This is a genomic window from Chthoniobacter flavus Ellin428 (assembly GCF_000173075.1).
In the GTDB taxonomy this organism is placed as follows: Bacteria; Verrucomicrobiota; Verrucomicrobiia; order Chthoniobacterales; family Chthoniobacteraceae; genus Chthoniobacter; species Chthoniobacter flavus.
Window position 1 is genome coordinate 104071 of the sequence record NZ_ABVL01000014.1, and the last position, 22197, is coordinate 126267.

Sequence of the window (22197 nt, forward strand, 5' to 3'; positions counted from 1 at the left end):
ATCCTTCGATCCAAGGCAATACTCCTACTCCACAAATTGCCGGCGATACTTTACGAAGGCGCGCTTGGTCTCGCCATTGAAGCCACACTTCCCGAAAAATACGTGGGCATCCCGGCGCGTGCGGTTACTGAGCAGCATGAGTTTGCTGCAGCCGTGATGCGTCGCGATCTGCTCGATCTGCAGCAGTAGACTTCGCCCGAGTCCGCGACCGCGCTTCGCCGGCGCGACGACGACATTTTCGATCACGCCAAACGACTGCGTGCCATACATTACGTCCGGGCACAACGTGAGCAGCGCGGTGCCATGGACCGTATCGTCGATCTTGGCGACGAGGAGAAAGCTGGTGCTCGATTCCGCCAGCGCCGCGAGGTGTTCCGGCAACACTTGAATGTCACCGTCTGACACGAGCTCGCGGTAGAGCGCCTCGATAGCCGGCGCATCGGCTCCCGTAGCGCGTCGGATGGAGCAGGGCGGGCCTGCCAGGAGGGGTTTTGGGGCGGAGTTCACGAGTGGTTCCTATTCTCTCAGCTATCCAGATGCCATCTGGCGGATGAATCTTCAGGATTCGCTACCGGGCTTGGTCATCATGCAGGGTTGACAGTGTCTTGGTTTTCGCCCGACGGCTTCGCGGCTGGCGCGTGGTAACGCTTGATGAGCTTTGTCGCGAGTTTGCGACCATTCAAAACGAGCGCGAGGCCGACGATCAGCTTCACGAGATATTTGAAGAGCGTATAGAAATCGCCTTCCTGCTGCGGAGTGAGCCGGCCTTCGGTAGAACTGTGGGAGAGGGTGTAGTGCAGCCAAGTGAGCGAAGGACCAAAATTGGTGACGGCCACGTACAGGCCGACGAGGAAAAAGCCGAAGCTGTAGAGATCGAGCAGGGTAAGTTGCGTTGCGGAGAGCGCGGCGTTGTGCCCCTTCGTCACGCGTCGGGCGACCCATCCGGCCAGGCACCAGAGCCAATAGACAATGAGGAGGCAGACAATGGGAAGAACCGCGTCGAAAACCAACAAGTTGGTCGGCTGATGAAAACGGTCCCTCAGTTGTGGACCGTAGAACCAAGTGAGACCGCTTAGCGAAGAAAGACCGAATTCGATTGCGAGGAGCCGAATGAGGACGGTGACAATGTCGCAGAGGGTGATTGAGGTCGGCGGAGGCGTGGGGGACGTATCAGACATGGAAAGGGGAGTGGCTGGTGAAATGGTCGTGGATTCTGTGACGTCGCGTTGCTTCCGCTAACCCTCGAAAACCCACACATTTGGAGAGACCCGCAGAGCGCGGTGAGTCATATCGATTGTGCTTGGGTCCACGTCCTTTCCCAAGGTCAAAATTACGCCGCTGCCGCCAGACGAAGTGAAGCCGCCTCCTCTGATGGTGATCCTCAGGATCCAATCTTCCTTCGGTCGGAAGAAATTGAAGCGCGGCCCACCCAATCCTTTCAGAGGAATCGCCTGCCAGACGTCGTTTGGTATCTCCTTCTCGTCGACGGAATTCCATCCCCCATTACCGTTTTGTGGGATACGGGTAGCCGCCCAACGTTTTACCGGTTTCAGGTCCGCATGACGGACTCGTTCCGCGAGGCCTTGTAAATAAAGATCCCGAAAATCGGGGAAGTAAGCGGGGATATTCAAATAAAGAGCGAACGTCAAAATGACCGCTGCCGGGCGGAGCCAACGAGATGGCTTTCCGTCCACTGCCATCAGGACCACTCCTACAATGGGATACGCGAGGAGAATGAGAACGAAGAGATTGTATGGTGGTATTTCTCCGGCGAGGCCCGCTCGATAAGACCCAACAGCCAAGCCTGCTGTGCTAATTGTCAGCACTAAAAAGAGTGCCGCGAAAAATCGGGGCCACGTGAGGCCTTTGGTGCGAGCGGTGGGCTGCGGCGGGAGAGAGGGTGGTTCAGGAGTGGGAGATTCGGGCATTTCCGTGGACCTTACTCGTATGCATGACCGCCAGACATTTCTGGCCGGCAGCCTACTTGAGCTGGTCGTTATAGCAATGCCACGCCCACCCCAGATAATGCGACTGGGCGCTTTGGCGTTCGTCCACGCTCTTCAACATGTTGGGCAGCTTGTCGCGATAGTCGGGGGTGCGCAGGCCGATGATCATGGGCGCGAGATGCGTGTCATCGAGCCCGGCGTAGGCCATCGAGAGGTAACGCTCCGCGGCGTTCTGGAGTTTGCGCACCTTGGAATCGTCGCTCTTTCCATCATCCGGACTGCTGAGTTCGTAGAGCATGAGCGTCACGCGATCCACGGAGTTGAGCAGCGCCTTGCGTTGCTCGAGGTCGCCTTTGAGGAGTTTGTTGGGAATGTCTGCATCGACGATCAGATGCGCGGCGCCGGCGATGGCGCGCACGCCACGGAAGGTCTCGATGAGGCCCGAGAGAAAGCCGAGGTTGCCGGCGCCTTTATTCTCCGCGCGCTGGTGCGGCTCGATATCGAGGTGGATGCCGTCGAAACGGCTTTGCGGGTGCGTCTCGTTGAATTGCACGATGGTGCGGGCGAGGGCGAGAAAGGAATCGCGCGGTTGTCCCGCTTCATCGGCGTCGATGCTATCGAGCAGAGCTTCGACACGAATGTGCGCCTGGTGGAGTCGGTCGATGAGCGCGATGAGCGGGGCCTCGTGCGCAAGGTCGTCGCGGCGCGAGACGGAGACATAGATTTCGTTGATGTCATGGGCCTTCGCGAAATCGCGCAGCTTCTCGGCCGCGCCCGCGGGCATGAGGACCGAGGGCGTCTTCCACACCCAGAGGCCGTGGAGGGGCGCTTCGGCGGCGAGCGGGAAGGCCGGGCGAGCGAAACAAACCGTGAGGAAGCAGAGCAGGATAGTGAAACGCATCTTAAATAACGCCGGAGAGGTGATGAGTTGTTAGCCTCGCCGCAGAAGTGAGGAAACGCTAAAAAATACGACCGGGCCCGAAATCGGGCCCGGTCGTTGGTGAACCGTAGATGTCTGATCTTAGAAGAGCGTTTGGGTGCCTTCGAGGCGGACGGCCTGCAACTCGTTCGGATTGAGACCGAGCAAGCGGAGGATGGTCGGCGCGATCTGCGTGGTTTCGACCGGATCCGAGTAACCGGAGCCACCGGGCGCGTTGGGGAAGGAAAGAAGAATCGGCACATTGCGGTCTTCGGGATGGCCGCCGCCGTGCTCGGAGATCTTGCTCTTCTTGCTTGTGTAAACGACGCCGTACTGGGCGATGCCGATGACATCAGGGAGGCGCGGATCGTTCGGGTTGGCCCCGATGAACTCGGCCGCTTCCGCGCCGGCAAAAACCTGCATGAGCCCTGCCGAGGTGATATCCTTGCCGTCGACGCTTCCACCCGGAACGTTGTAGTTGAGGAGGAAGTTTTTGGCGAACGGCGCCGCAGTCGGATCGTTGTGCCATTGGTTGTCGATCCAGATCAGCATTCCGTCGTCGTTGACGCTGAAGGGTACCAGGTCGTTCCCGTTATGGCCGGCGCTTTTCCAGGCGGCGTTGAGCGCGTCGATGATGGAACTGTCCTTGATGCGATTGAGCGCGGCCGGATTCATCGGCGACTGGCCATGTTTGGCGGAAATGATGATCGCCGTGTCGTTGTAGAGTCCGCGCTGCTGGAGCGCGGCCACCATGCTGCCGAGCGAGCGGTCGACAAAGTCGAGCGCGTTGGACAGGACGGTGCCGGGCGTCGCGCCATCGGCCAGGTAGCCGCCGGGAGCGTTGCCGGACAAATCACCGTTCGTTGGCGAGGTCGGCAACTTTTGCGCGGTCGACACGGTCTGGAAGTTCATGCCGAAGATAGCGGGCGTGCCGGGATTCCCGGAGCCATCGTGGCGGTGACCGTTGATCCAGTTGATCACGGCCTGGACCTTGTAATTGTCGTACTGCTGCGTGCTGAGGTTGTTCGTGGTCCAGTCGTTCTGGTTGGGATCCGTGGGCGCCGCTGGGTTGGCGCTGCTGTTGATCTCCGGGGTGAAATAGTCGTCCACGCCGAGGCCGGAAGGACCTGAGAGAATCTGATAGGCCGGATGTTTGTCGGACCAGGCGGTGAGCAGGTGGTGCTCATGAGCCACCTCGAAGATGGTATTCACGCGGAGATACTCGCCCGGGTAAATCGGCTTGCCGGTGTGGGCGTCGACGGGCAACTGCTTGGGATCGATGAGATTCACCGGGTTGCCGCTCAACTGGAGGATATTTGCCCAGGGATCGTTGCCCGGCGCCGGGACGATGCCCTGGCCGGCGTCGAGAGCGCCGAGATTCAAGTCCAGTTGCTCGAAGTAAGTCACCTCGGCTCCGGGAGCGGGGCCAGTGGGGTTGATGGTGCCGGCCGGGAAGACGGCGCGATTCCAAGTGTCATCGTAATAGATGCCGGTCGAGGAAGGGTTGCCACCCGTGGCCTGGCCGACCATTCCGGGAAACGAGTCGGAAGGGAACGGAGTGCTGGCATTGATGTAATTGACGCCGCTGGCGGCGAGGGCGGCCAGGGTCGACTTGGGATGACTGCGGATATACGAGGCGAGATCCGACTGGTGGAGACCGTCGACCGAGATGAGGAGGACGTGGTTGACGAGTTTCCCGTGGCCAAAGTTTCCGCCGTGATGCTCGCCCTGGCCGCCACCGCCCTGGGTATCCTCGTCGGCCTGAGTGGGAGTGGAAGCAGCGGCCAGCAGCAGGCTGGCGATGCTCGTCGCGAGAATGCAGCGGCCCAGTCGGAGCAAACTCATGGTAATGGAGTTGCCCGAAGTGCGGTCTGTTGCGATTGCGGTGTGTTTCATCGTGTCCGAATTATTGGGTTTGTATTTTGAGGTGATGCCGGCGTGAATTATCGCGCCGCACGGGATAATTCGGTGGCGTTTGTCACGACAGTGCGTCGGAAATGATAAACCTTTGTGAACTTATCTCTCTCGAGAAATAGTAACTATAAGTCGCTGCCGGTAGCCGAGATACGTTCATCTACTTATCCGTTCCGTTCGTTGTCTCGAAAGCAGCCTCCATTGGATGTTTCGAAGGTGAATTCATCGTATTTAGTGACGGTAACTACGGCATCTCGAGCCACCGTACGCCCACGTAACATTGGCGGGAGCGGAGCGCTTCAGCCGGGAAGCGCAGCCAATTCATTCCCTCGGATATTTACTTTGCGAAGCCGATTCTCCGATCGCTCGAGGCGATGTTGACGAATGATGGTAAAGCGAGCCAATGACGCTTGCGTTCTTGGAGTGCGGCAGTCCTCTCTAAGCATTACCCACATCTTTGCCCGGTGTTTGGACGTCGATACGGATAGCGCCTTGGGAGCGGCGACCCCGCCATGGCAGGGTCGCCGACCGGAACAAACGCGCGGAGCGCCATCTTTTGGGCGTCGCTCCGCGACGCAGGGCGACTGGAAAGTCGCCCCTCCCAGTGAGCCGCAGCCGAATTCCCCGCTGTCCCTAAACCGACCAAAGATGTGGGTAATGCTTAGAGTCCTCTACCGCTTTCGAGAGGTGACTCCCAAAGCGCCAGAGGACGGGCGCACTCCGAAACGCTTTCGCGCCCAGTCACGCCAAACGGTGTTCGTAAACACTGCCTTGCCTCAATGGCTCGCTCTTCTCCGCGGTGCGCGACACTACTAGTACGTAGATTTTCCAGCCAACCTGTCGGCGGAGGTATTTGTTATCGGATTAGCGATGGGGTGTTTATGGAGCGAGAAAATGAAGGGTGGACAGACGATAAATATCGGCGATGCTCCCGCGCCCTCCCTCCATTCCGCCATCACCCGGGATGCGATTCCTATTATGATGCAAGTCATTCGTCTTCAAGAATTCCATGTCTCTCAGGCCGGCAAACGGACCTGGATGTCCGTGCAGCGCGCGTGGGGCGAACATCCCGAACAACGCCCGCAACTCGCTGACAATCTCCGCCGCATCGTGCGCGCGGTGAATGGTGTCGTCAGCCAGCCGCTGCGCCCGCAGTAATCTTTAACCCGCGCCGATCAACCAGCCGGCGAGGAAGACGAGAACGCCGCCGACGATGACTTGGAAACTCGCGGAGAGGAAGGGCGTGTCCATGTAGCGGTAGCGGATCCAGGAGATGACGGCGAGTTCCACCACGACGACGGCAATGGCGATGCTCGTGGCGAGGTGAAAGTTGTGAATGAGATACGGCAGGGTGTGGCCGATGCCGCCGAGCGTGGTCATGAGTCCGCAGACGGTGCCACGCAGCCAGGGATGGCCGCGGCCGCTCAGCTTGCCATCATCGGAGAGCGCCTCGGCGAAGCCCATGCTGATGCCTGCGCCGACGGACGCGGCGAGACCGACCTTGAACGTTTCGCCGGTGTTGCCCGTGGCGAAGGCGGCGGCGAAGAGTGGAGCGAGTGTGGAGACGGAGCCATCCATGAGGCCCGCGAGCCCGGGCTGCACAAAACGCAAGACGAACATGCGCTTCGCGGTCTCGTGCTCCTGCTCGACTTCGCCGGCCTGGGTTTGCTCGGCATTGACGCTCTCGGCGGTGGCCTCGTGTTTCAGTTCTTCATTGGCGAGATCGCCGAGGAGCTGGCGCACGGCGGCGTCGGTGGCCTTTTGCGCCGAGGCCTCGTAGAAGCGGCGGGCGTCCTGTTCCATGATCGCCGCTTCCTCGCGCGCCTTCTCGGGACGCAGTGAGGTGGTGAGCCAGGAAGGCCGCCGGATATTGAAGCCCTCGACGTCCTGTCGACGAATGAGCGGCACGTGTTCGCCAAATTTCTTTTGGTAGAGATCGAGCAAGCGATGGCGGTGCCCGGATTCCTCATCGGCCATGCGGGTGAAGAGTTCGGCGGTGGCGGGAAAATCGGCGCGCAGCCCCTCGGCGAAGTCGCGATAAATGCGCCCGTCTTCCTCCTCCGAAGTGATGGCGAGCGCGAGAATCTGGGCCTCGTTGAGATCACGAAAATGCATGGTCGAGTTTTACGGACGAATCGAGGGTGAGGGAAGGCGGAACGGAATGACGAATGAGGCATTCGTGCTTTTTGCCTTCGTTCGTCATTCGTCATTACGCATTCGTCATTTCCCATCCATCCAGTGCGACGGCGGGATGCGATCACCACTTGAGCTGTCGCTTTTGTCAATGTCTCTCCTGCTTAACGCCAATCCGTTTGTTCTCTCCACGCAGCACAAAGTAGATATCGCGGTGGCGGAAGGAGAGCGGCTGCTGGCGAGGTTCGATTCGATCCAAGGACGCAACGATTTGCTGGCGTTGCGTTTACAGCGCGCGATCTGCCGCCTACGCGGCCACTTCGACCAGGGCATCGTCGAGCTTTGCCTCCAGCGACTGCGCGTGGCCGCGGAGCAGAGAAGGTATCCCACGGAATATTTGTAAGCGGTCCGCCGGTCCTCGCGCCGCTTGCGCAACCCTGCCTCCTCTGGCAGGGTGCGCCTTCACTTCATCATTCCTTATTTTATGTGCGGCATCATCGGCTACATCGGCAAATCCCAGGCGGTTCCCATCCTTCTCGACGGCCTGCGTCGGTTGGAATATCGCGGCTATGACAGCGCCGGTGTGGCCATCTACGACGGCGGCAAAATCGAGACGCGCAAACGCGTTGGCCGCATCGCCAACCTGGCCGAATTGATCAAGCAATCGCCGCCCGCCGGCACCGCGGGCATTTCGCACACCCGCTGGGCCACGCACGGCGGCGTGACGGATGAAAACGCGCACCCGCACTCGGACGAAAGCGGCCAGCTTCACCTCTGCCACAATGGGGTGATCGAAAATTACAACGTGCTGAAGGACCAGCTCGTTCGCGAAGGGCACACTTTCAAAAGCCAGACGGACACCGAAGTGCTCGCGCACCTCATTGGCAAACACTATGACGCGATCGGTGGCGAACCGACGAAGGGGCGCCTGGTGGAAGCGCTGCGCCTCGCACTGAAACAAGTCGTCGGCACCTACGGCATCGTGCTCATGCACAAGGATCTGCCGGATGTGCTCGTCGGCGCGCGGCGGGGCAGCCCGCTCGTGCTCGGCGTGGGCAAGGGCGAGAATTTCTTTGCCAGCGACGTCTCGGCCATCGTGGCCTACACGCGCGACGCCATTTATTTGAAGGACTACGACATCGCGGCGCTGACCCGCGAGGAGTTCGAGATTAGCAGCCTGCTCGGCGGGGCGAGCGGTTTCGAGGTATCGAAGGTCGAGTTCAGCGAAGAGGACGTGAACAAGGGCGACTTCCCGCACTACATGCTCAAGGAGATCTACGAGCAGACCGAGACGATCCAGGACGCGATGCGTGGCCGTCTCAGCCGCGAGGAAGCCACCTCCAAGCTCGGCGGACTGGAGATGACGAATGCCGAACTGCGCAGCGTCGAGCGCATCATCCTCACCGGTTGCGGCACGGCCAGTCACGCGGCCATGGTGGGCGAGTACATCATCGAAGAACTCGCGCACGTGCCGACGGAAGTGGAATTCGCCAGCGAGTTCCGCTACCGCAACATGCCGCTGCCGAAGGATTCGCTCGTCTTCGTGATTTCGCAAAGCGGTGAGACAGCGGACACCCTGGCCGCCCTCCGCGAAAGCCAGCGCAAGGGGCATCGCACGCTGGGCGTTTGCAACAACGTGGCCAGCACCATTGCCCGCGAGAGCGACGGTGGTGTCTACATGCACGCGGGGCCGGAGATCGGCGTGGCGGCGACGAAGTCGTTCACCTCGCAGGTCACGATCCTCACCCTCATCGGTCTGCTACTCGGGCGCATCCGCCACATGAGCACGACTGAGGGTTTGCGCATCATCGATGAACTCGAAGCGATCCCGGCGAAGGTGGCGAAGATTTTGGAGCAGACCGATCATATCAAGAAGATCGCCGAGAAGTACAGCGGCGCGCATTCGATGATGTTCCTCGGCCGGCAGTTCAACTATCCGGTGGCGCTCGAGGGCGCGCTGAAGATGAAGGAGATTTCCTACATCCACGCCAGCGGCCATCCCTCGGCGGAGCTCAAGCACGGCGTCATCGCGCTGATCAGCGCGGATGTGCCGAGCGTCTTCATCGCGCCGGACGATTCGGTGTTCGAGAAGAACGTGAGCAACATCGAGGAAGTGCGCGCGCGCAAAGGGCCGATCATCAGCATCGCCACCGAGGGAAATACGAAGATCGAGAAGGTCTCCGACGACGTGATCTTCATCCCGCCGTGCCCGGATTTTCTCTCGCCGATTCTCACTTCGATCCCGCTGCAATTGCTGGCTTATCACACGGCCGTGACGCTCGGCTGCGACGTGGACAAGCCGCGCAATCTCGCGAAGAGCGTGACGGTGGAGTAGCGGTCAAAGCGGCTACGTCGCTCGCGATAGGAAGTATGGGAGGAATAGGAGCTACTGTGCTCCCATACCTCCTATTCTTCCCATTCCTCCTATGTGCCAGGCCGCCTAGTGAGCCGGAAAATTCACCCCTGGCGGAATCGTGATGCGTTCGCCGGAGAAAGTGACCATCTCGTAATTGTGGAGTACGACCACGCTGCCATCGCGTGCGATGACCTGGCCGCTGCGATCCACCGAGTAGCCTTGGGCGAAGCGTTGGCGCTGGTAGAGGCGCGTGGCGGCGCCATCGCGGATGTAATAGTAATACCGGCCCACCCGCCCGATGCCTTCCGGTCGGCCCACCCCCTCCACGGCGACGCCGGTTCGGCCGCTGGCGCCGGGCTTCAGATCCACCGAGGTGGTGCTTTGGCCCGCTTCCGCGAAATAGGCATCTCGGGAGGGGGTCTCGCAGGCGGAAAATCCCGCGAGGAGGCAGGCGGTGGCGAGGGCGGTAAAGGACAGACGACCGGTGGGGTTCATATCGAATGTTTCGAGAAAGAAAGGAGCTATGGACGCGTTGAGGTAGATTAAAAAACGATCGCCATACGAAAGCCCACAACCAATTTCGTTCCGTTGGGTTTGAAAATAAAATCGTTTCGGGTAAAAGAGGTGAAGCCGTCCGCTCGGCTGTCCGCGAACCACACATTGACTATGAAATACGCGAAACTGGCTTCTCTCCTCCTCCCACTCGTTTTTCCAGGCGCCGGGTCGGCCCTGGCGGGCGATACCACGGTCTACTCCGAACACACCACCACCGTTCGCGTTCATGAGCACCATCAGCCGTTCGTCTATGTTGGCCGGGCGGTGGAAAGCTTTTTGCACTGGCCCCGGCTCTTGTCGGAAGGCATCGAGGGGGATCGTGCTCTTTTTAATCGGCGCGGTTTCCTCGGCACCAAGGAAGTGCCGGTGGAGGACTGCATCATCTCGCCGGCGGATGGAGTGCTGGTTGTGAGGTAACGCTGGCCGCGAACGCTCGGAAGGACGCGTGCCGGCGGGTTCCCATCTTCGGCGAGGCGAGGAATATTGGGGCACGCACGGCAGCGCGTCCCTCCAACCTCCCATCCACGCCAACGGGCGAAAGCGATTTAGGGGTAAAGGAGAAACCTATGTCATTGCTTCTGATTATATTGTTAGTGCTGCTCCTGGTGGGGGCGCTCCCGATGTGGCCATATAGTAATAGTTGGGGTTATTACCCCGGTGGCGGCCTCGGCTTGGTGCTGCTCATCGTCGTGATCCTGGCCTTGACCGGCCACCTGTAGAGCGAGACGCATCCAGAGATTGCCTGCGGTTTCGTGGAGCGAACGTGTCAACGCGTCCGCTCCACGCTCCGCCGACGAATCCTTGGGGCCCATCTAATTATGAGAGTTCTCTGGAAAGGTTCCATTACCTTTGGCCTGGTAACGATTCCCGTTTCGCTTTACCCCGCCACCCAACGCGAGGAATTGAAATTCCGCCTCTTGCGGTCGACCGATCATAGCCCGGTGAATTACAAGCGCGTGGCCGAGGCGGATGGAAAGGAGGTGCCTTGGGATCAGATCGTGAAAGGGTATGAATACGAGAAGGGAAAGTTCGTCATTCTCAAGGAGGAGGATTTTGCGCGGGTGGATGTCGAGGCGACGCAGACGGTCGATATCATCAATTTTGTGAGTCTCGCGGATGTGGATCCGTTGCTCTTCTACAAACCGTATTATCTGGAAGTGGGCAAAGGCGGCGACAAGGCCTACGTCCTTTTGCGCGATGCGCTGATGGACACCGGCAAGATCGCCATCGCTAAAGTGGTCATCCGCGCCCGGCAACATCTCGCGGCGGTAAAGCCGCAGAAGAAAGGCCTCATGCTGGAACTCATGCATTTCCCGCGGGAACTTGTCGACGTTTCCGAATTCGATCAGCCCAAGGAGAAGACGGTGGGAAAGGCCGAGATGCAGATGGCGCGCCAACTCATCACGAGCATGTCCACCAATTGGCATCCGCAGGAATACACCGACGAATATCATCTGGCCCTCGAGAAGCTCATCGAGGACAAGATCGAGCATGGCGACAAGGCCGGCCCGAAGCCGGCGAAGAAGCATAAGGCGACGAACGTCATCGATCTCGTCTCGGTGTTGCAGAAGAGCCTGCAGCAAACCAAGGGCGAGGCGAAGGGCGGCAAGAAGCGCGCGGCGAAGAAATCGCGGGCGCACCACGCTACTCACAAGAAAGCGGCGTAAGAGACTGTGAAAAAAAGGCCCGCAAATCACGCGAATGACACGAATGGAGAAATTTTCATTCGCGTCATCAGTGTGATTCGCGGGCCAAACAATCTCTCCGCCGGTTTATTTCACAGTATTTAAGCACCGGCCATGTCGCTCAAGGAGTACACCCGGAAACGCGACTTTCGCAAAACGCCAGAGCCGGATGCTGCACCGGCGAAACGGAAAGCAGGGCATCGCTTCGTCGTGCAGAAACACGATGCCAGCCGGTTGCACTACGACTTTCGTTTGGAGATCGGTGGGACGTTGAAATCGTGGGCGGTGCCGAAGGGGATGCCGTTCGCGCACGGGGAAAAACATCTCGCAGTGCACGTGGAGGATCACCCACTGGCCTATATCGATTTCGAAGGGACGATTCCCGAGGGGCAATATGGCGGCGGAACGGTGATGGTGTGGGACCAAGGGACATTCGAGCCCCAGAGCAAGTCGCCGGCGAAGGATCTGGAGAAAGGGAAACTGCACTTCACGCTCCATGGGAAAAAACTGAAGGGCGAGTGGTATCTGGTGCGGTTGCGGGATGAGAACCAATGGCTGCTCATCCGCGGCGGGGAAAACATGAAGCCGGTGTCGAAGAAACAGGAGGACACGTCGGCGCTTTCCGGGCGTTCGATGCACCAGCTTTCGCAGGGCGATCGCGTGTGGCAATCGAAGTCCGCGAGTGAGACAACGTCGAAGGGAGCAAAGCGTCGCCCGGCTCGGCCGGCGCCGCTGCCAAAATTTGTCGAGCCAATGAAGGCTCGACTCGCGGCGCATCCGCCGCACGGGGAGTGGAGTTATGAGATTAAGTTCGACGGCTTTCGCGCGCTGGCCTTGAAGGGGGGCAGTCAGGTGCGTTTGCTCTCGCGCAACGAAAAGGATTTTGGGGCGAAATTTCCCGAGGTGATGGAAGCGGTGCTCGCGCTCGACGTGCAGGACGCGATCGTCGATGGCGAGATCGTGGCGCTCGATGGCGAGGGACGTTCTTCATTCCAATTGCTCCAGGCACGCGAACTCGGCGAGGAACGGCCACCGCTGTTTTTCTACGCCTTCGATTTGCTGCAGCTCAATGGCGAGAAGCTGGTCGGCCTGCCATTGGATGAGCGTCGGGAAAAGCTTGCCCACTTATTGCGTGGCGCACCGGAAGTCATTCGCTTTTCGGATACGCTGGGCACCGATGCCAAACGGTTGCTGGCCCAGGTGCGGAAGCTGAATCTCGAAGGACTCATCGGGAAGCGCGCCGATTCGCTCTACGAAGCGGGCAAACGCACGGGCGCATGGATCAAGCTCAAGATTCAGCAAGAGCAGGAGTTCGTCATCGGCGGCTATACCGATCCGGAAGGAAGCCGGCCGCACTTTGGTGCGCTGCTGGTTGGCGTGCAACAGAAGGGGAAGCTGATCTACTGCGGGAAAGTCGGCACGGGGTTCAACCACAGCGTGCTCAAGAGTCTGTATGCGGCTTTCAAGAAAATCGCGCGCCAGAAGTGTCCTTTTGCCAATCTACCTGCGAAGAGTAGCGGGCGTTGGAAGCAAGGGATCACCGCCGCGGAGATGAGGCGCTGCCATTGGGTCGAGCCGAAGATGGTGTGTCAGATCAAGTTTGGTGAATGGACACGCGACGACGTGTTGCGCCAGCCGGTCTTCCTGGGCCTGCGCGAGGATAAGGACGCCAGCGAGGTGGTTCGCGAAAAAGCATCCTGATTATGAGCACGAAAGCGACGCTCGATGTGGCCGGACGAAAGGTCAATGTCAGCAACCTGGAGAAGGTCTTCTACCCGAAGGTCGGGTTCACCAAGGGCCAGGTGATCGACTATTACATCCGCATCTCCGAGGTGCTGCTGCCGCACTTGAAGGACCGGCCGATCAGCCTCAAGCGCTACCCGGAAGGTGTCGACGGTTTCTTCTTCTATGAGAAGCAGTGTCCGAGTCACCGGCCCGATTGGGTGAAGACGGCAAAGGTGGCGAAGAACGAGGGCGGGGCCATCGATTACTGCGTGATGAACGACCTCCCGGCCCTGGTCTGGGCCGCCAATCTCGCGGACCTCGAGCTGCATACCTTTCTGCATCGCGCCAAGGCGATCGACAAACCGACGGCGCTGGCCTTCGACCTCGATCCCGGCGCTCCGGCGGACATCGTGCAATGCTGCCAGGTCGGCCTGTGGGTGAAGGAGATATTCGATGGGTTCGGCTTGGAGTCATTTCCGAAAACCTCGGGGTCGAAAGGCCTGCAGGTCTACGTGCCGCTGAACACTGCCGTGACTTACGAGAAAACCAAGGCCTTCGCCCACACGCTGGCGCTGCTGCTGGAGAAGCAGCACCCGGAGTTAGTCGTCTCGCGCATGCAAAAAGTCCTGCGCAAAGGCAAGGTGCTCGTCGACTGGAGTCAGAACGACGACAAGAAGACGACGATCAATGTTTACTCCCTGCGGGCCAAGGAGCGGCCCACGGTATCGACGCCGGTGACTTGGAAAGAAGTGGCGGCGGCAGTGAAGAAGAAAGGGGCGGAATCCTTGAGCTTTGACAGTGAAGAAGTGCTCCGGCGCGTGAAAAAACTGGGCGACCTTTTCGAGCCGGTTCTGACCTTGAAACAGAAGCTACCCGCCTTGCGGCGGCTCGAAAAACTGGACGATTAAACTGGGGGGACTGCGGGAGCGGCTGCCTGACTCACGACGTCATGAGGAGCGCGGCCAAAATGAACCACACGAGTCCCCAAAGAAATGAGTCGGTGTTCATGGCAGAAGCTCTTCGGGGACGAAGCGAAGGGCGGTTGCATTCCATTTCAATTGACGCGCGAATTTTTGGGGATGGACCGCTACGACGCCCTTCAAGAGACGCGGCGCATCCAGTCGAAAAGTGGATGAGACTCCCGGCAGTCGATGCAGATCGTCGTCGGAAAAGTGGTATGACAGTGCGGACATTCCGCGCGGGTCTCAAAGGTGTCGAAGCCAACTCCGCACTGATGGCAGCGCCACAGAGCCCCGATCGGCGGGTGCACATGACAGGATGGACAGGTGAACTCCGGTCGACGCGGCAGACGCTCGAGCGCGGTGAGTGTCTTGGCGTGGTCCCAAGCGCGGCGGCAATTCGAGGCGAGGTAAAAGGTGATGAGGCCCAGCCAGATATCCCGCTTCGTCAATGCCAACACTCCGAGCGCGGCGGCGCCCAGAAAGCCGAAAATGGCAGCAACATACATGCTGCGGGCCCGACCGATGAAGAACCACAGGAGCGAGCGAAAGATTTGTCCCCCATCCAACGGATAGACCGGAAGCAGATTGAAGATCAGCAGTCCAGTATTGATCCACCAGAGGTTGCGCAGGAAGGTCTCTAGGTCGGGAAGGTGCGCATCGAAGGATAGGGGGATTTCCTGAAACCGAACCACTGCGGTGAATACGAAAAACAGTACCACATTCACCAACGGGCCGGCAGCAATGCTCCAAAGCTCCGCACCCGGCCGGGCCGGCGGCGAGACGTAGGCGATGCCGCCGAAAGGCCAGAGGAGAATTTGATCCGCTTTGCCGCCGACCTGCCGGGTGGCCAGCGCGTGACCGAACTCGTGAATCAGGACGATCAGGAACAGCGACAAATACTCCGCTATTTTCCAGCCGATGGAAGAGTAGGCATGGGCCCGGTAGTTGATCTGGTAAATGGCCACGAAAATCCACGCCCAGTGAACGTAAACGTCGATCCCAAAGACGCGAAACAACCGTAGCGAATCTGTCCTTTGAGAGGCCATACCAGTCACTCTCGCCGACGGTCTTCTGCGCGGCAAGGAACATCACCTGGCGGCAGTCTTTCCGGGCCCTGCTCAGGACGTCAGTGGCGAACCGGCGGCCCACGCCGCGATGGGATGTGATTCCTGGCAATACTGACATTGCGTGCCCGGAAACACCGTTTTACACTGTGGGCATTCCGACGGCGGGGCGAAGGCGTCAATGCGGGTTCCGCACTGCTGGCAGCGCCAATGGGTGCCGATCGGTGGATGCGCGTGGCAGGAGGGGCAGAAGAGTTCCTTTCTTTGCGGCAGCCTCTCCAGGACCACGAGGCCTTTGGCTCGCTCCCAGTTCCGACGACAGGTCAGGAAAAGGTAGAAGGCCAAAACGCCGATCCAGATGGACTCTCTGTAAAGCGCCCAATATCCAAGGGCGAGCGTGGCCAAAAATCCGCACAGCACGGCAACATACAGGCTGCGCGCGCGGCTCAGGAAGGACCATAGGAGAGTCCGTAGGATTCGCCCACCGTCCAGCGGATAGATGGGCAGCAGATTGAAAAGTAACACGACGATATTGAGGAACCACAGGTTCCGCAGGAGCCTGTCCAGATCGTCGACGGCTGGGAGGGATTTGGCCGTGAGCGGAATTCCGTCGAGCCAGAGCAGAGCCGTGAAAACGAGAAAGAGTCCGACATTCACCAGAGGTCCCGCGGCGGCGCGCCAAAGCTCGGCGCCACGACGCGGTAAAGAAGAGACGTAAGTCGTGCAGCCCAGTGGCCAAAGGAGGACTCCAGTCGCCCTGCCTCCGACCTGCCGGGTGGCCATCACCTTGCCGAAGGCGCAGATCAGGAGGATGGCGAAAAGCCCCAGATATTCTGCTGCCGCCGAAGTGAGAGAGCTGTAGACGTGGCTGCGGTTTTCAATCTGCCAGAGGGCGACGAAGAGCCACGACCAGTGCACGTATACGTCCACCCCCGAGACCCGAAACAACCGTAGCGATTTTCCTCTCCCAGTAAACATCGGCGCACTCTGGCCAACGTGTCCGAGAGTAGCAAGGGACATTGCTACGCGCGGCGGCCGCTGCCTTGGCCAGAGAATGCCGTCTCGGAAGACGATCGCGCGAATTTGCCTATCCTGCCGAATGAGGTTCCATCATCAGGACTGACACCGGAGTCGTGCGCCACTGGACCAGCGGGTGCACGGTCTTGCAGGTCATATGGCTTCACTCAGAGGCAGCCGCTTCGGGCGTGCACTTTTTGGTGTCTTACGCACCCGCGTGATTTGCCAAACCCGGTTGAGCCCGATATATCTTGCCTCCCCACCGCATGGATCGACTCCTGTTGGTCATCGCTACATTCTGTTTTCTCTTTGGCTTTGCTTATACGATGCATGCCTTGGGGGCGCGCGTGTACAAGGCTTCGCGGCTCAATTTCTTCGCGATCCTCACCGGTTTTCTCTGTCAGACGGGCTTTCTTTACCTTCGGGGGCATGCCCTGGGGCGGTGTCCGCTGACCAGCCTCTTTGAGGTGCTGGTCTTCCTGAGTTGGTCGACCGTTCTCTTTTACCTGCTCATTGGTCCGACTTACCGCCTTTCCCTGTTGGGGGCGTTTACCTCGCCGCTGGCTTTTCTCTTTCTGGTGGCCGCGCTGCTGCTGGCTCACGATCATGCGCCGATCAAGACAGCCAATCCGCCCAATGGCTGGCTGGAATTGCACGCGGCTCTCTCCGTGGTCGCCTACGGCGCCTTCGCGCTGGCCTTTGTTGCGGGGGTGATGTATCTGGCTCAGGAAAAGCAGCTTAAGAGTCACAATATCCACTCGATCTTCTATCATCTCCCGCCGATCCGCGATCTGGCCGTAGCCAATACCCGGCTGATTATCGTCGGCTTTCTGTTGCTCACCGTCGGGCTCGGCGCGGGATTTGGCCTTGGGAGCATCTTCACTCACTCGGTCGTGACCGCGTGGGCGGTCGGCGTCTGGTTCCTTTACGGGTTCATCCTCACCGCGGAATGGCGGCATCGGATCAGCCCGCGGCGCGTTGCGTGGTTGTCCGTGGCGGCGTTCAGCGTCCTGTTGATCACGCTGGGAGGTCTAAATTTCATTACGCAGAAAGGTGGTCTGTAGCGATGGAGATTCTCTGCCTCGGCCTCAGCCACCATACCGCCCCCGTCGCCATCCGGGAAAAATTTGCCATTGGGGAAACCGAAGCCACGGAGGTCGCCCAAGCAGCTTCTGGGATCAGAGGGCGTGAGCGAGGTGGTGGTCGTCTCCACCTGCAATCGCGTGGAATTCTACGTGGCCGCGGAGCAGGCAGCGCAGGGTTTTGGCGCGGTGAATGAATTCCTGACCACGCGCCTCGCCGAGCCGCCGGGCAGCGCCTTTTTCCAATTGCCCACCGCGGCCGCCGTCCGCCACCTCTTCCGCGTGGTCAGCGGGCTGGATTCCATGGTGCTCGGCGAGACCGAAATCCTCGGCCAGGTGAAGAAAGCCTACGCCGCGGCCAGCGCCGGAAAGACGACGGCAAAACATCTGAACAAGTTTTTCCAGCGCGCCTTCAATGTGGCCAAGGACGTGCGCACCAACACCAACATCACCCGCGGCTCAGTGAGCGTCGGTTCGGCGGCGGTGGAACTCGCCGAGAAGATTTTCGGCAAGCTGTCGACCTGCCACGTGATGATCCTCGGCGCCGGCGAGATGAGCGAGCTGACCGCCGGGGCACTTTCCGCCCGCGGCGTGAAATCGATTTTCGTGGCGAATCGTTCCTACGATCGCGCGGTGACCCTGGCGGAGAAGATGAAGGGCAAGGCCATTCATTTCGAAGACTGGCCGCGGGAGTTTCACGACGTGGATATTCTCATCGGTTCCACGGCCGCTCCGCATCACGTGCTCACCGCGGCGCAACTCGGCCCGATCATGCGCACGCGGCCGGATCGCCCGCTTTTCTGCATCGATCTCGCCGTGCCGCGCGACATCGAGCCCGCGGTGAACGACATCGAGGGAGTGTATCTTTATGACATCGACGCGCTGCAAGCGAGGGCTGACCAATCCATGAACGTCCGCAAACAGGAACTCGTGATTTGCGAGCAGATGATCGAGCGGCATGCTGTGGAATTTGGCGAATGGCTGGCCGGCGGCTGGACGCAGGCTGGGGTGCGCTATTCGGAAGCGGTGTCGGGAGGACAGAGTTGAAGTCGATCATTCTTGGAACCCGCGCCTCGGCGCTGGCCGTTGCCCAGGTGGAGTTGACGACGAAGGCGCTGGCTGCAGCCTTTCCCGCCATGCAGATCGAGCGGCGGGAATTCGTGACGCGCGGGGATAAGAAGCTCGACCTCAGCCTTCTCCGCGCCAACGAAGCCGGCGGCAAAGGTCTCTTCACGAAAGAGCTCGAGGACGCTTTGTTGAACGGCTCGATCGATGTGGCGGTCCACAGTCTCAAAGACCTACCCGGACACAATCCACCAGGCCTCGACATCACCGCGGTGCTGGAGCGTGCGCCGACCGCGGATGTGCTCATCACCAAGCAGCCGCAGACCTTGCTCGACCTGCCGCAGGGCGTGTTGCTCGGCACGAGCAGTGTGCGCCGGGCGCGGCAATTGCAATGGCGCCGGCCCGATGTGCGCGTCGAAGAATGGCGCGGCAATGTGCAGACGCGTTTGCGCAAGTTGGCGGAGCGGGACGATGTCACCGGCATCATCCTCGCGCAGGCGGGGCTGGAGCGGCTGGGTCACGATCTCAGCGCTGGCCGGCTCGAAACCGAGCATGGGAAATTTTATGTCACCTCGCTGGCGGAGGATTTGTTACCGGCCATCGGCCAGGGGGCGATCGCTTTGCAAAGCCGCGCTGACCGCGCGGAAGTAGCGGCGGTATTGCAGAAGATCGACCATCGCGAGACGCATCTCGCCATCCGCGCCGAGCGTGAACTGCAGCGTTTGTTGGCCGGCGACTGTGCGTTGCCGGTAGGCGTGCGCACGAAGCTGCTCCCCGGCGGCATCGCCATGCGGGCGATCCTCTTCGGCCCGCCCGACGCCCCGCCGAAGCAGGCCGAGGCAGAAGCCGCGACGCCGGAGGCTGTGGCGGCGGAGGTGTTTGCTCAGCTAGAGCAACACTGAATGGCCTGTCCTGTCCGCTGAATCGCTGATGCCATGCCTGCCGATCGAGATTCTGGGATTCGGAGATTCCGTGGATGGCTTCTGATCGTTCTTTTCGCGATTGCCGTGATCGCCACGCTGTTGACCATCTCGTATGTGCGAGCTCGCAGCCAAGCCGAACGAGTGCTGGTAAAACAGGGAGGGCATTGGAAACGTCTCTCCAGCCGAATGTGGTTTATAGACAGGACCGGTTCGTTGACACTGTCTTGGGAGTTTACGTACGAAACATTGGATTACTTCGCAGATTGGCCGGTCTACTTCCGCTACACTCTTACTGGTTACCCGATCCCGCCCACACCGACGGAAGATTCTATCCCACACTGACCGGCGGTCGCACCACTCCCGAGCGCGCCGGTCGCTCGATCCCCGAGCGCTTCGACGATGCCGGCAAATCGGTGCGGGCCACCGAAGGCAGATCGATGGTAAACGTCGTGCCTGCGCCAAGCCCCGGGCTCGCTCCAGTGAGCGTGCCATCGTGTAATTCCACAATCCCACGCGCGATGGCCAGGCCGAGGCCGAGACCACCATGTTTGCGATTCGTCTCGCGGCCGGCCTGCTCGAAGGGATGAAAGATGCGCTCCATCGATTCCTGCGTGAGGCCGACGCCGCTATCGCTGATCCGCACCGCGATCCGACCCGGGGCCGGATTCGTGGTCTCGATTTCGATGTGCCCATCCTGCGGCGTAAACTTGGCCGCATTGCGCAGGATGTTCCAAAAAACCTGCAGCAACCGGTCGCGATCGCCTTCCATCCGCGTTTCCTGCGCGCGGAGGTGAAGCGCGGGCAACGGGCCCATGAGCTGGCCATCGATGCCCGCCGTGCGCACCGCTTCCGTCAGGAGCAGGTGCAGATCGAGCGGCCGCAATTCGATCTCGAACTTGCCGCGCGTGAGCCGCGTGAGATCGAGCAGATCCGAGATGAGCCGCGCCTGCATGTGCGCGTTGCGATCGATGAGGTCGAAATCGCTCCGCACTTCCTCGGTCAACGTCTTGTCCTTCAATCGATCGGCCACGCAATAACTGATCGCGCTGAGCGGGCCGCGTAATTCGTGGCTGAGCACGGCGAGGAAATAATCCTTCGTCCGGTTCAATTCATCCGCGGCTTCGTGGGCCCGGCGCTCGGCCTCGTAGAGATTGCGCAATTCCCCTTGGGCGGCGTCGCGCATGAGCAAGGCGCGGTGCAGGTAGCCGGCGCAGAAGCTGATGACCAGGCCTTCGACCACCGACATGGCGAAGGTGATGGTCGCCGCGGAGGAGTGGATGTGAAACGAGTAGCGGGGGAGGAAGAAGAAATAGTTTCCGAGAAGCGTGCCGACGAGGGTGGAGAAAATGCCCGGCCCACGCCCGAGCAGAAATGCACTGACCGCCGCGGCGAGGACGAAAAAGAGCATCCGCGACGAGTTCGCCAGGCTGGCGTCAAAAATCCAGCGGGTGAGAAAGGCAATGAGAGTAAGCCCCAAGGCACAGCCATATGCCGGAGGGGGATGGCGAAACACCGGGCCAACGCGTGATGACCGGTGTTTCTCGCGATGGCAGATCGGCTGATGGAGTTGCCATGTATTTGCAAAGTAAAGCAGCACTCGGTGCAACACGCTAGTGGCATTTGTTCTAAAACAACCCATCTCATCCGCGGGAGTGCGGATTACTTAGCAAAGGAAGATTTCACCGCGGAGAGAGCGGAATGACGAATGACGAATGAATGCCAAAGCACAAATGCCCAAGCGGTCATTCGGCATTCAATGTGACCTTCTGCCTTCCGCGTTCGTTACCGTCTCCGCAGGATCATTCGTCATTCCCCTCACGCCACCTCGACGACCGCCTTGATCACACCCGTCTCCGGCCTCAACCAGCCGGGGAAGGCGTCGATCATCGTATCGAACGCGGCGTGGTGCGTGATCCACGGGACGGTGTCGATCCTGCCTTCCTCGATGAGCGCGATGATGCGCTTGAAATCGGGTGGCAGCGCATTGCGTGAGGCCATGATCGAGACTTCGCGGCGGTGCATGATTGGCGAATGCAGGAAGCTGACCTCCTGCTGGGTGATGCCGACGTAGACAAGCCGGCCGGCGAAAGCGCAATACGCGAGCGCGGCGGACATGGATTTGTTGCTGCCAGTGGCATCGATGACCACGTCGGCGAGTTGACCATTGGTGATGGCGCTGAGCTGCTCGACCGCGGCGGCTTCTCCGCCGGGCGTGAGCTCGATGGTATCGGGTACGCCCATCTTCTCGCGGACAAACGCGAGTCGGCCGGCATTCATATCCATGACGATGGTGCGCGCGCCGCTGAGTTTCGCAAACTCGATGGCGGAAAGCCCGATCGGTCCCGCGCCGATGACGAGCACATGCTCACCGGCCTGCGACGCGCCGCGATTCACGGCATGGCAGCCGATGGCCAGCGTCTCGACGAGCGCGAGTTGATCGAAGGTGAGCTGGCGAGAGATGTGTAGCTTGCGCGCGGGCAGCACGTAACGCTCTGCCAGGCCGCCATCGCACATCACGCCGAGCGTCTTGTTGTGCTCGCAGCAGTTCGTGTGGCCGCGACGGCAGGCGTAGCACTTCTGGCAATTAAGATACGGCTCGACCGAGCAGCGGTCGCCCGGCTGCACATTGGTCACGCCTTCGCCCACGGCCAGCACTTCCACACCGAGCTCGTGCCCGGGAATGCGCGGGTAGCTGAAGAATGGCATCTTGCCGAGATAGCCGCCGTAATCCGTGCCGCAGATGCCCACACGATGCACCTTCACCAGCGCATCGCCCGGTCCGGGCGCGGCCGGTTCGGCGGTGTCGATGAGGCGAAACTTTTGCGGTTGATCGAGGGAGATGGCTTTCATG

General features: G+C 60.2%; 22 protein-coding genes. 11 read left to right on the forward strand and 11 right to left on the reverse strand.

The window, feature by feature from the left end:
- Positions 1–24 precede the first annotated feature (24 nt).
- The 5 genes from CFE428DRAFT_RS20815 to CFE428DRAFT_RS20835 all read right to left on the reverse strand — a co-directional run bounded on the left by CFE428DRAFT_RS20815 (position 25) and on the right by CFE428DRAFT_RS20835 (position 4710).
- Positions 25–507 (reverse strand): GNAT family N-acetyltransferase, encoded by a 483-nt coding sequence (locus CFE428DRAFT_RS20815; protein ID WP_006981620.1) that lies wholly within the window; start codon positions 505–507, stop codon positions 25–27.
- A gap of 77 nt (positions 508–584) precedes the next feature.
- On the reverse strand, positions 585–1178 hold the full coding sequence (locus tag CFE428DRAFT_RS20820) for a hypothetical protein (protein WP_006981621.1): 594 nt from the start codon (positions 1176–1178) through the stop codon (positions 585–587).
- A gap of 57 nt (positions 1179–1235) precedes the next feature.
- Positions 1236–1631 (reverse strand): hypothetical protein, encoded by a 396-nt coding sequence (locus CFE428DRAFT_RS38285; RefSeq protein WP_162145296.1) that lies wholly within the window; start codon positions 1629–1631, stop codon positions 1236–1238.
- A gap of 349 nt (positions 1632–1980) precedes the next feature.
- Positions 1981–2847, reverse strand: coding sequence for a glycoside hydrolase family 18 protein (locus CFE428DRAFT_RS20830; protein WP_006981623.1), 867 nt, complete (start codon positions 2845–2847; stop codon positions 1981–1983).
- Positions 2848–2967: 120 nt separating this feature from the next.
- Positions 2968–4710 (reverse strand): alkaline phosphatase family protein, encoded by a 1743-nt coding sequence (locus CFE428DRAFT_RS20835; protein ID WP_131989491.1) that lies wholly within the window; start codon positions 4708–4710, stop codon positions 2968–2970.
- A gap of 1047 nt (positions 4711–5757) precedes the next feature.
- Here CFE428DRAFT_RS20835 and CFE428DRAFT_RS20840 point away from each other — a divergent pair.
- Positions 5758–5937 (forward strand): hypothetical protein, encoded by a 180-nt coding sequence (locus tag CFE428DRAFT_RS20840; protein ID WP_042725443.1) that lies wholly within the window; start codon positions 5758–5760, stop codon positions 5935–5937.
- A gap of 3 nt (positions 5938–5940) precedes the next feature.
- Here CFE428DRAFT_RS20840 and mbfA read toward each other — a convergent pair whose 3' ends face one another.
- Positions 5941–6894: an iron exporter MbfA gene (gene mbfA, locus CFE428DRAFT_RS20845; RefSeq protein ID WP_006981626.1), complete on the reverse strand. Its 954-nt coding sequence runs from the start codon at positions 6892–6894 to the stop codon at positions 5941–5943.
- Here mbfA and CFE428DRAFT_RS20850 point away from each other — a divergent pair.
- A complete protein-coding gene (locus CFE428DRAFT_RS20850; RefSeq protein WP_042725444.1) occupies positions 6893–7315 on the forward strand; it encodes a hypothetical protein in 423 nt (140 codons plus the stop codon). The genes mbfA and CFE428DRAFT_RS20850 overlap by 2 nt on opposite strands.
- A gap of 81 nt (positions 7316–7396) precedes the next feature.
- Positions 7397–9247: a glutamine--fructose-6-phosphate transaminase (isomerizing) gene (glmS, locus tag CFE428DRAFT_RS20855; RefSeq protein WP_006981628.1), complete on the forward strand. Its 1851-nt coding sequence runs from the start codon at positions 7397–7399 to the stop codon at positions 9245–9247.
- A gap of 105 nt (positions 9248–9352) precedes the next feature.
- On the opposite strand, the gene CFE428DRAFT_RS20860 is transcribed toward glmS, so the two are convergent.
- Positions 9353–9763 carry a hypothetical protein gene (locus CFE428DRAFT_RS20860; RefSeq protein WP_006981629.1) on the reverse strand — a complete coding sequence of 137 codons (411 nt, stop codon included), beginning with the start codon at positions 9761–9763 and terminating at the stop codon, positions 9353–9355.
- A 171-nt stretch (positions 9764–9934) separates the two neighbouring features.
- Between CFE428DRAFT_RS20860 and CFE428DRAFT_RS20865 the strand changes: the two genes are divergently transcribed.
- From CFE428DRAFT_RS20865 to ligD (CFE428DRAFT_RS20885), 5 genes are all read left to right on the forward strand, one after another.
- The gene (locus CFE428DRAFT_RS20865) at positions 9935–10240 is read left to right on the forward strand and encodes a hypothetical protein (RefSeq protein WP_006981630.1); all 306 of its coding nucleotides are present in this window, start codon (positions 9935–9937) and stop codon (positions 10238–10240) included.
- Between the two features lie 149 nt (positions 10241–10389).
- Positions 10390–10542, forward strand: a complete 153-nt coding sequence (locus CFE428DRAFT_RS36045; protein ID WP_006981631.1) for a DUF3309 family protein — start codon at positions 10390–10392, stop codon at positions 10540–10542.
- A gap of 99 nt (positions 10543–10641) precedes the next feature.
- On the forward strand, positions 10642–11490 hold the full coding sequence (gene ku / locus CFE428DRAFT_RS20875; RefSeq protein WP_006981632.1) for a non-homologous end joining protein Ku: 849 nt from the start codon (positions 10642–10644) through the stop codon (positions 11488–11490).
- A 132-nt stretch (positions 11491–11622) separates the two neighbouring features.
- Complete coding sequence (gene ligD / locus CFE428DRAFT_RS20880; protein ID WP_006981633.1) at positions 11623–13209, forward strand: non-homologous end-joining DNA ligase; 1587 nt, start codon at positions 11623–11625, stop codon at positions 13207–13209.
- 2 nt (positions 13210–13211) lie between these two features.
- Positions 13212–14141, forward strand: a complete 930-nt coding sequence (gene ligD / locus CFE428DRAFT_RS20885) for a non-homologous end-joining DNA ligase (RefSeq protein ID WP_006981634.1) — start codon at positions 13212–13214, stop codon at positions 14139–14141.
- 191 nt (positions 14142–14332) lie between these two features.
- Here ligD (CFE428DRAFT_RS20885) and CFE428DRAFT_RS34120 read toward each other — a convergent pair whose 3' ends face one another.
- Both CFE428DRAFT_RS34120 and CFE428DRAFT_RS20895 read right to left on the reverse strand, forming a co-directional pair.
- The gene (locus CFE428DRAFT_RS34120; RefSeq protein ID WP_006981636.1) at positions 14333–15241 is read right to left on the reverse strand and encodes a site-2 protease family protein; all 909 of its coding nucleotides are present in this window, start codon (positions 15239–15241) and stop codon (positions 14333–14335) included.
- Positions 15242–15313: 72 nt separating this feature from the next.
- Positions 15314–16279 (reverse strand): site-2 protease family protein, encoded by a 966-nt coding sequence (locus CFE428DRAFT_RS20895; protein ID WP_237705537.1) that lies wholly within the window; start codon positions 16277–16279, stop codon positions 15314–15316.
- A 263-nt stretch (positions 16280–16542) separates the two neighbouring features.
- On the opposite strand from CFE428DRAFT_RS20895, the gene CFE428DRAFT_RS20900 reads away from it, so the two are divergent.
- From CFE428DRAFT_RS20900 to hemC, 3 genes are all read left to right on the forward strand, one after another.
- On the forward strand, positions 16543–17340 hold the full coding sequence (locus CFE428DRAFT_RS20900; protein ID WP_006981638.1) for a cytochrome C assembly family protein: 798 nt from the start codon (positions 16543–16545) through the stop codon (positions 17338–17340).
- A gap of 69 nt (positions 17341–17409) precedes the next feature.
- Positions 17410–18405 carry a glutamyl-tRNA reductase gene (hemA, locus tag CFE428DRAFT_RS20905; RefSeq protein ID WP_272941130.1) on the forward strand — a complete coding sequence of 332 codons (996 nt, stop codon included), beginning with the start codon at positions 17410–17412 and terminating at the stop codon, positions 18403–18405.
- A complete protein-coding gene (hemC, locus tag CFE428DRAFT_RS20910; RefSeq protein ID WP_006981640.1) occupies positions 18402–19325 on the forward strand; it encodes a hydroxymethylbilane synthase in 924 nt (307 codons plus the stop codon). The genes hemA and hemC overlap by 4 nt, the downstream gene beginning before the upstream one ends.
- A gap of 349 nt (positions 19326–19674) precedes the next feature.
- Here hemC and CFE428DRAFT_RS20915 read toward each other — a convergent pair whose 3' ends face one another.
- A complete protein-coding gene (locus CFE428DRAFT_RS20915; RefSeq protein WP_049975705.1) occupies positions 19675–20823 on the reverse strand; it encodes a sensor histidine kinase in 1149 nt (382 codons plus the stop codon).
- Positions 20824–21161: 338 nt separating this feature from the next.
- A complete protein-coding gene (locus CFE428DRAFT_RS20920) occupies positions 21162–22196 on the reverse strand; it encodes a zinc-binding alcohol dehydrogenase family protein (protein WP_006981642.1) in 1035 nt (344 codons plus the stop codon).
- Between the last annotated feature and the right edge of the window lies 1 nt (position 22197).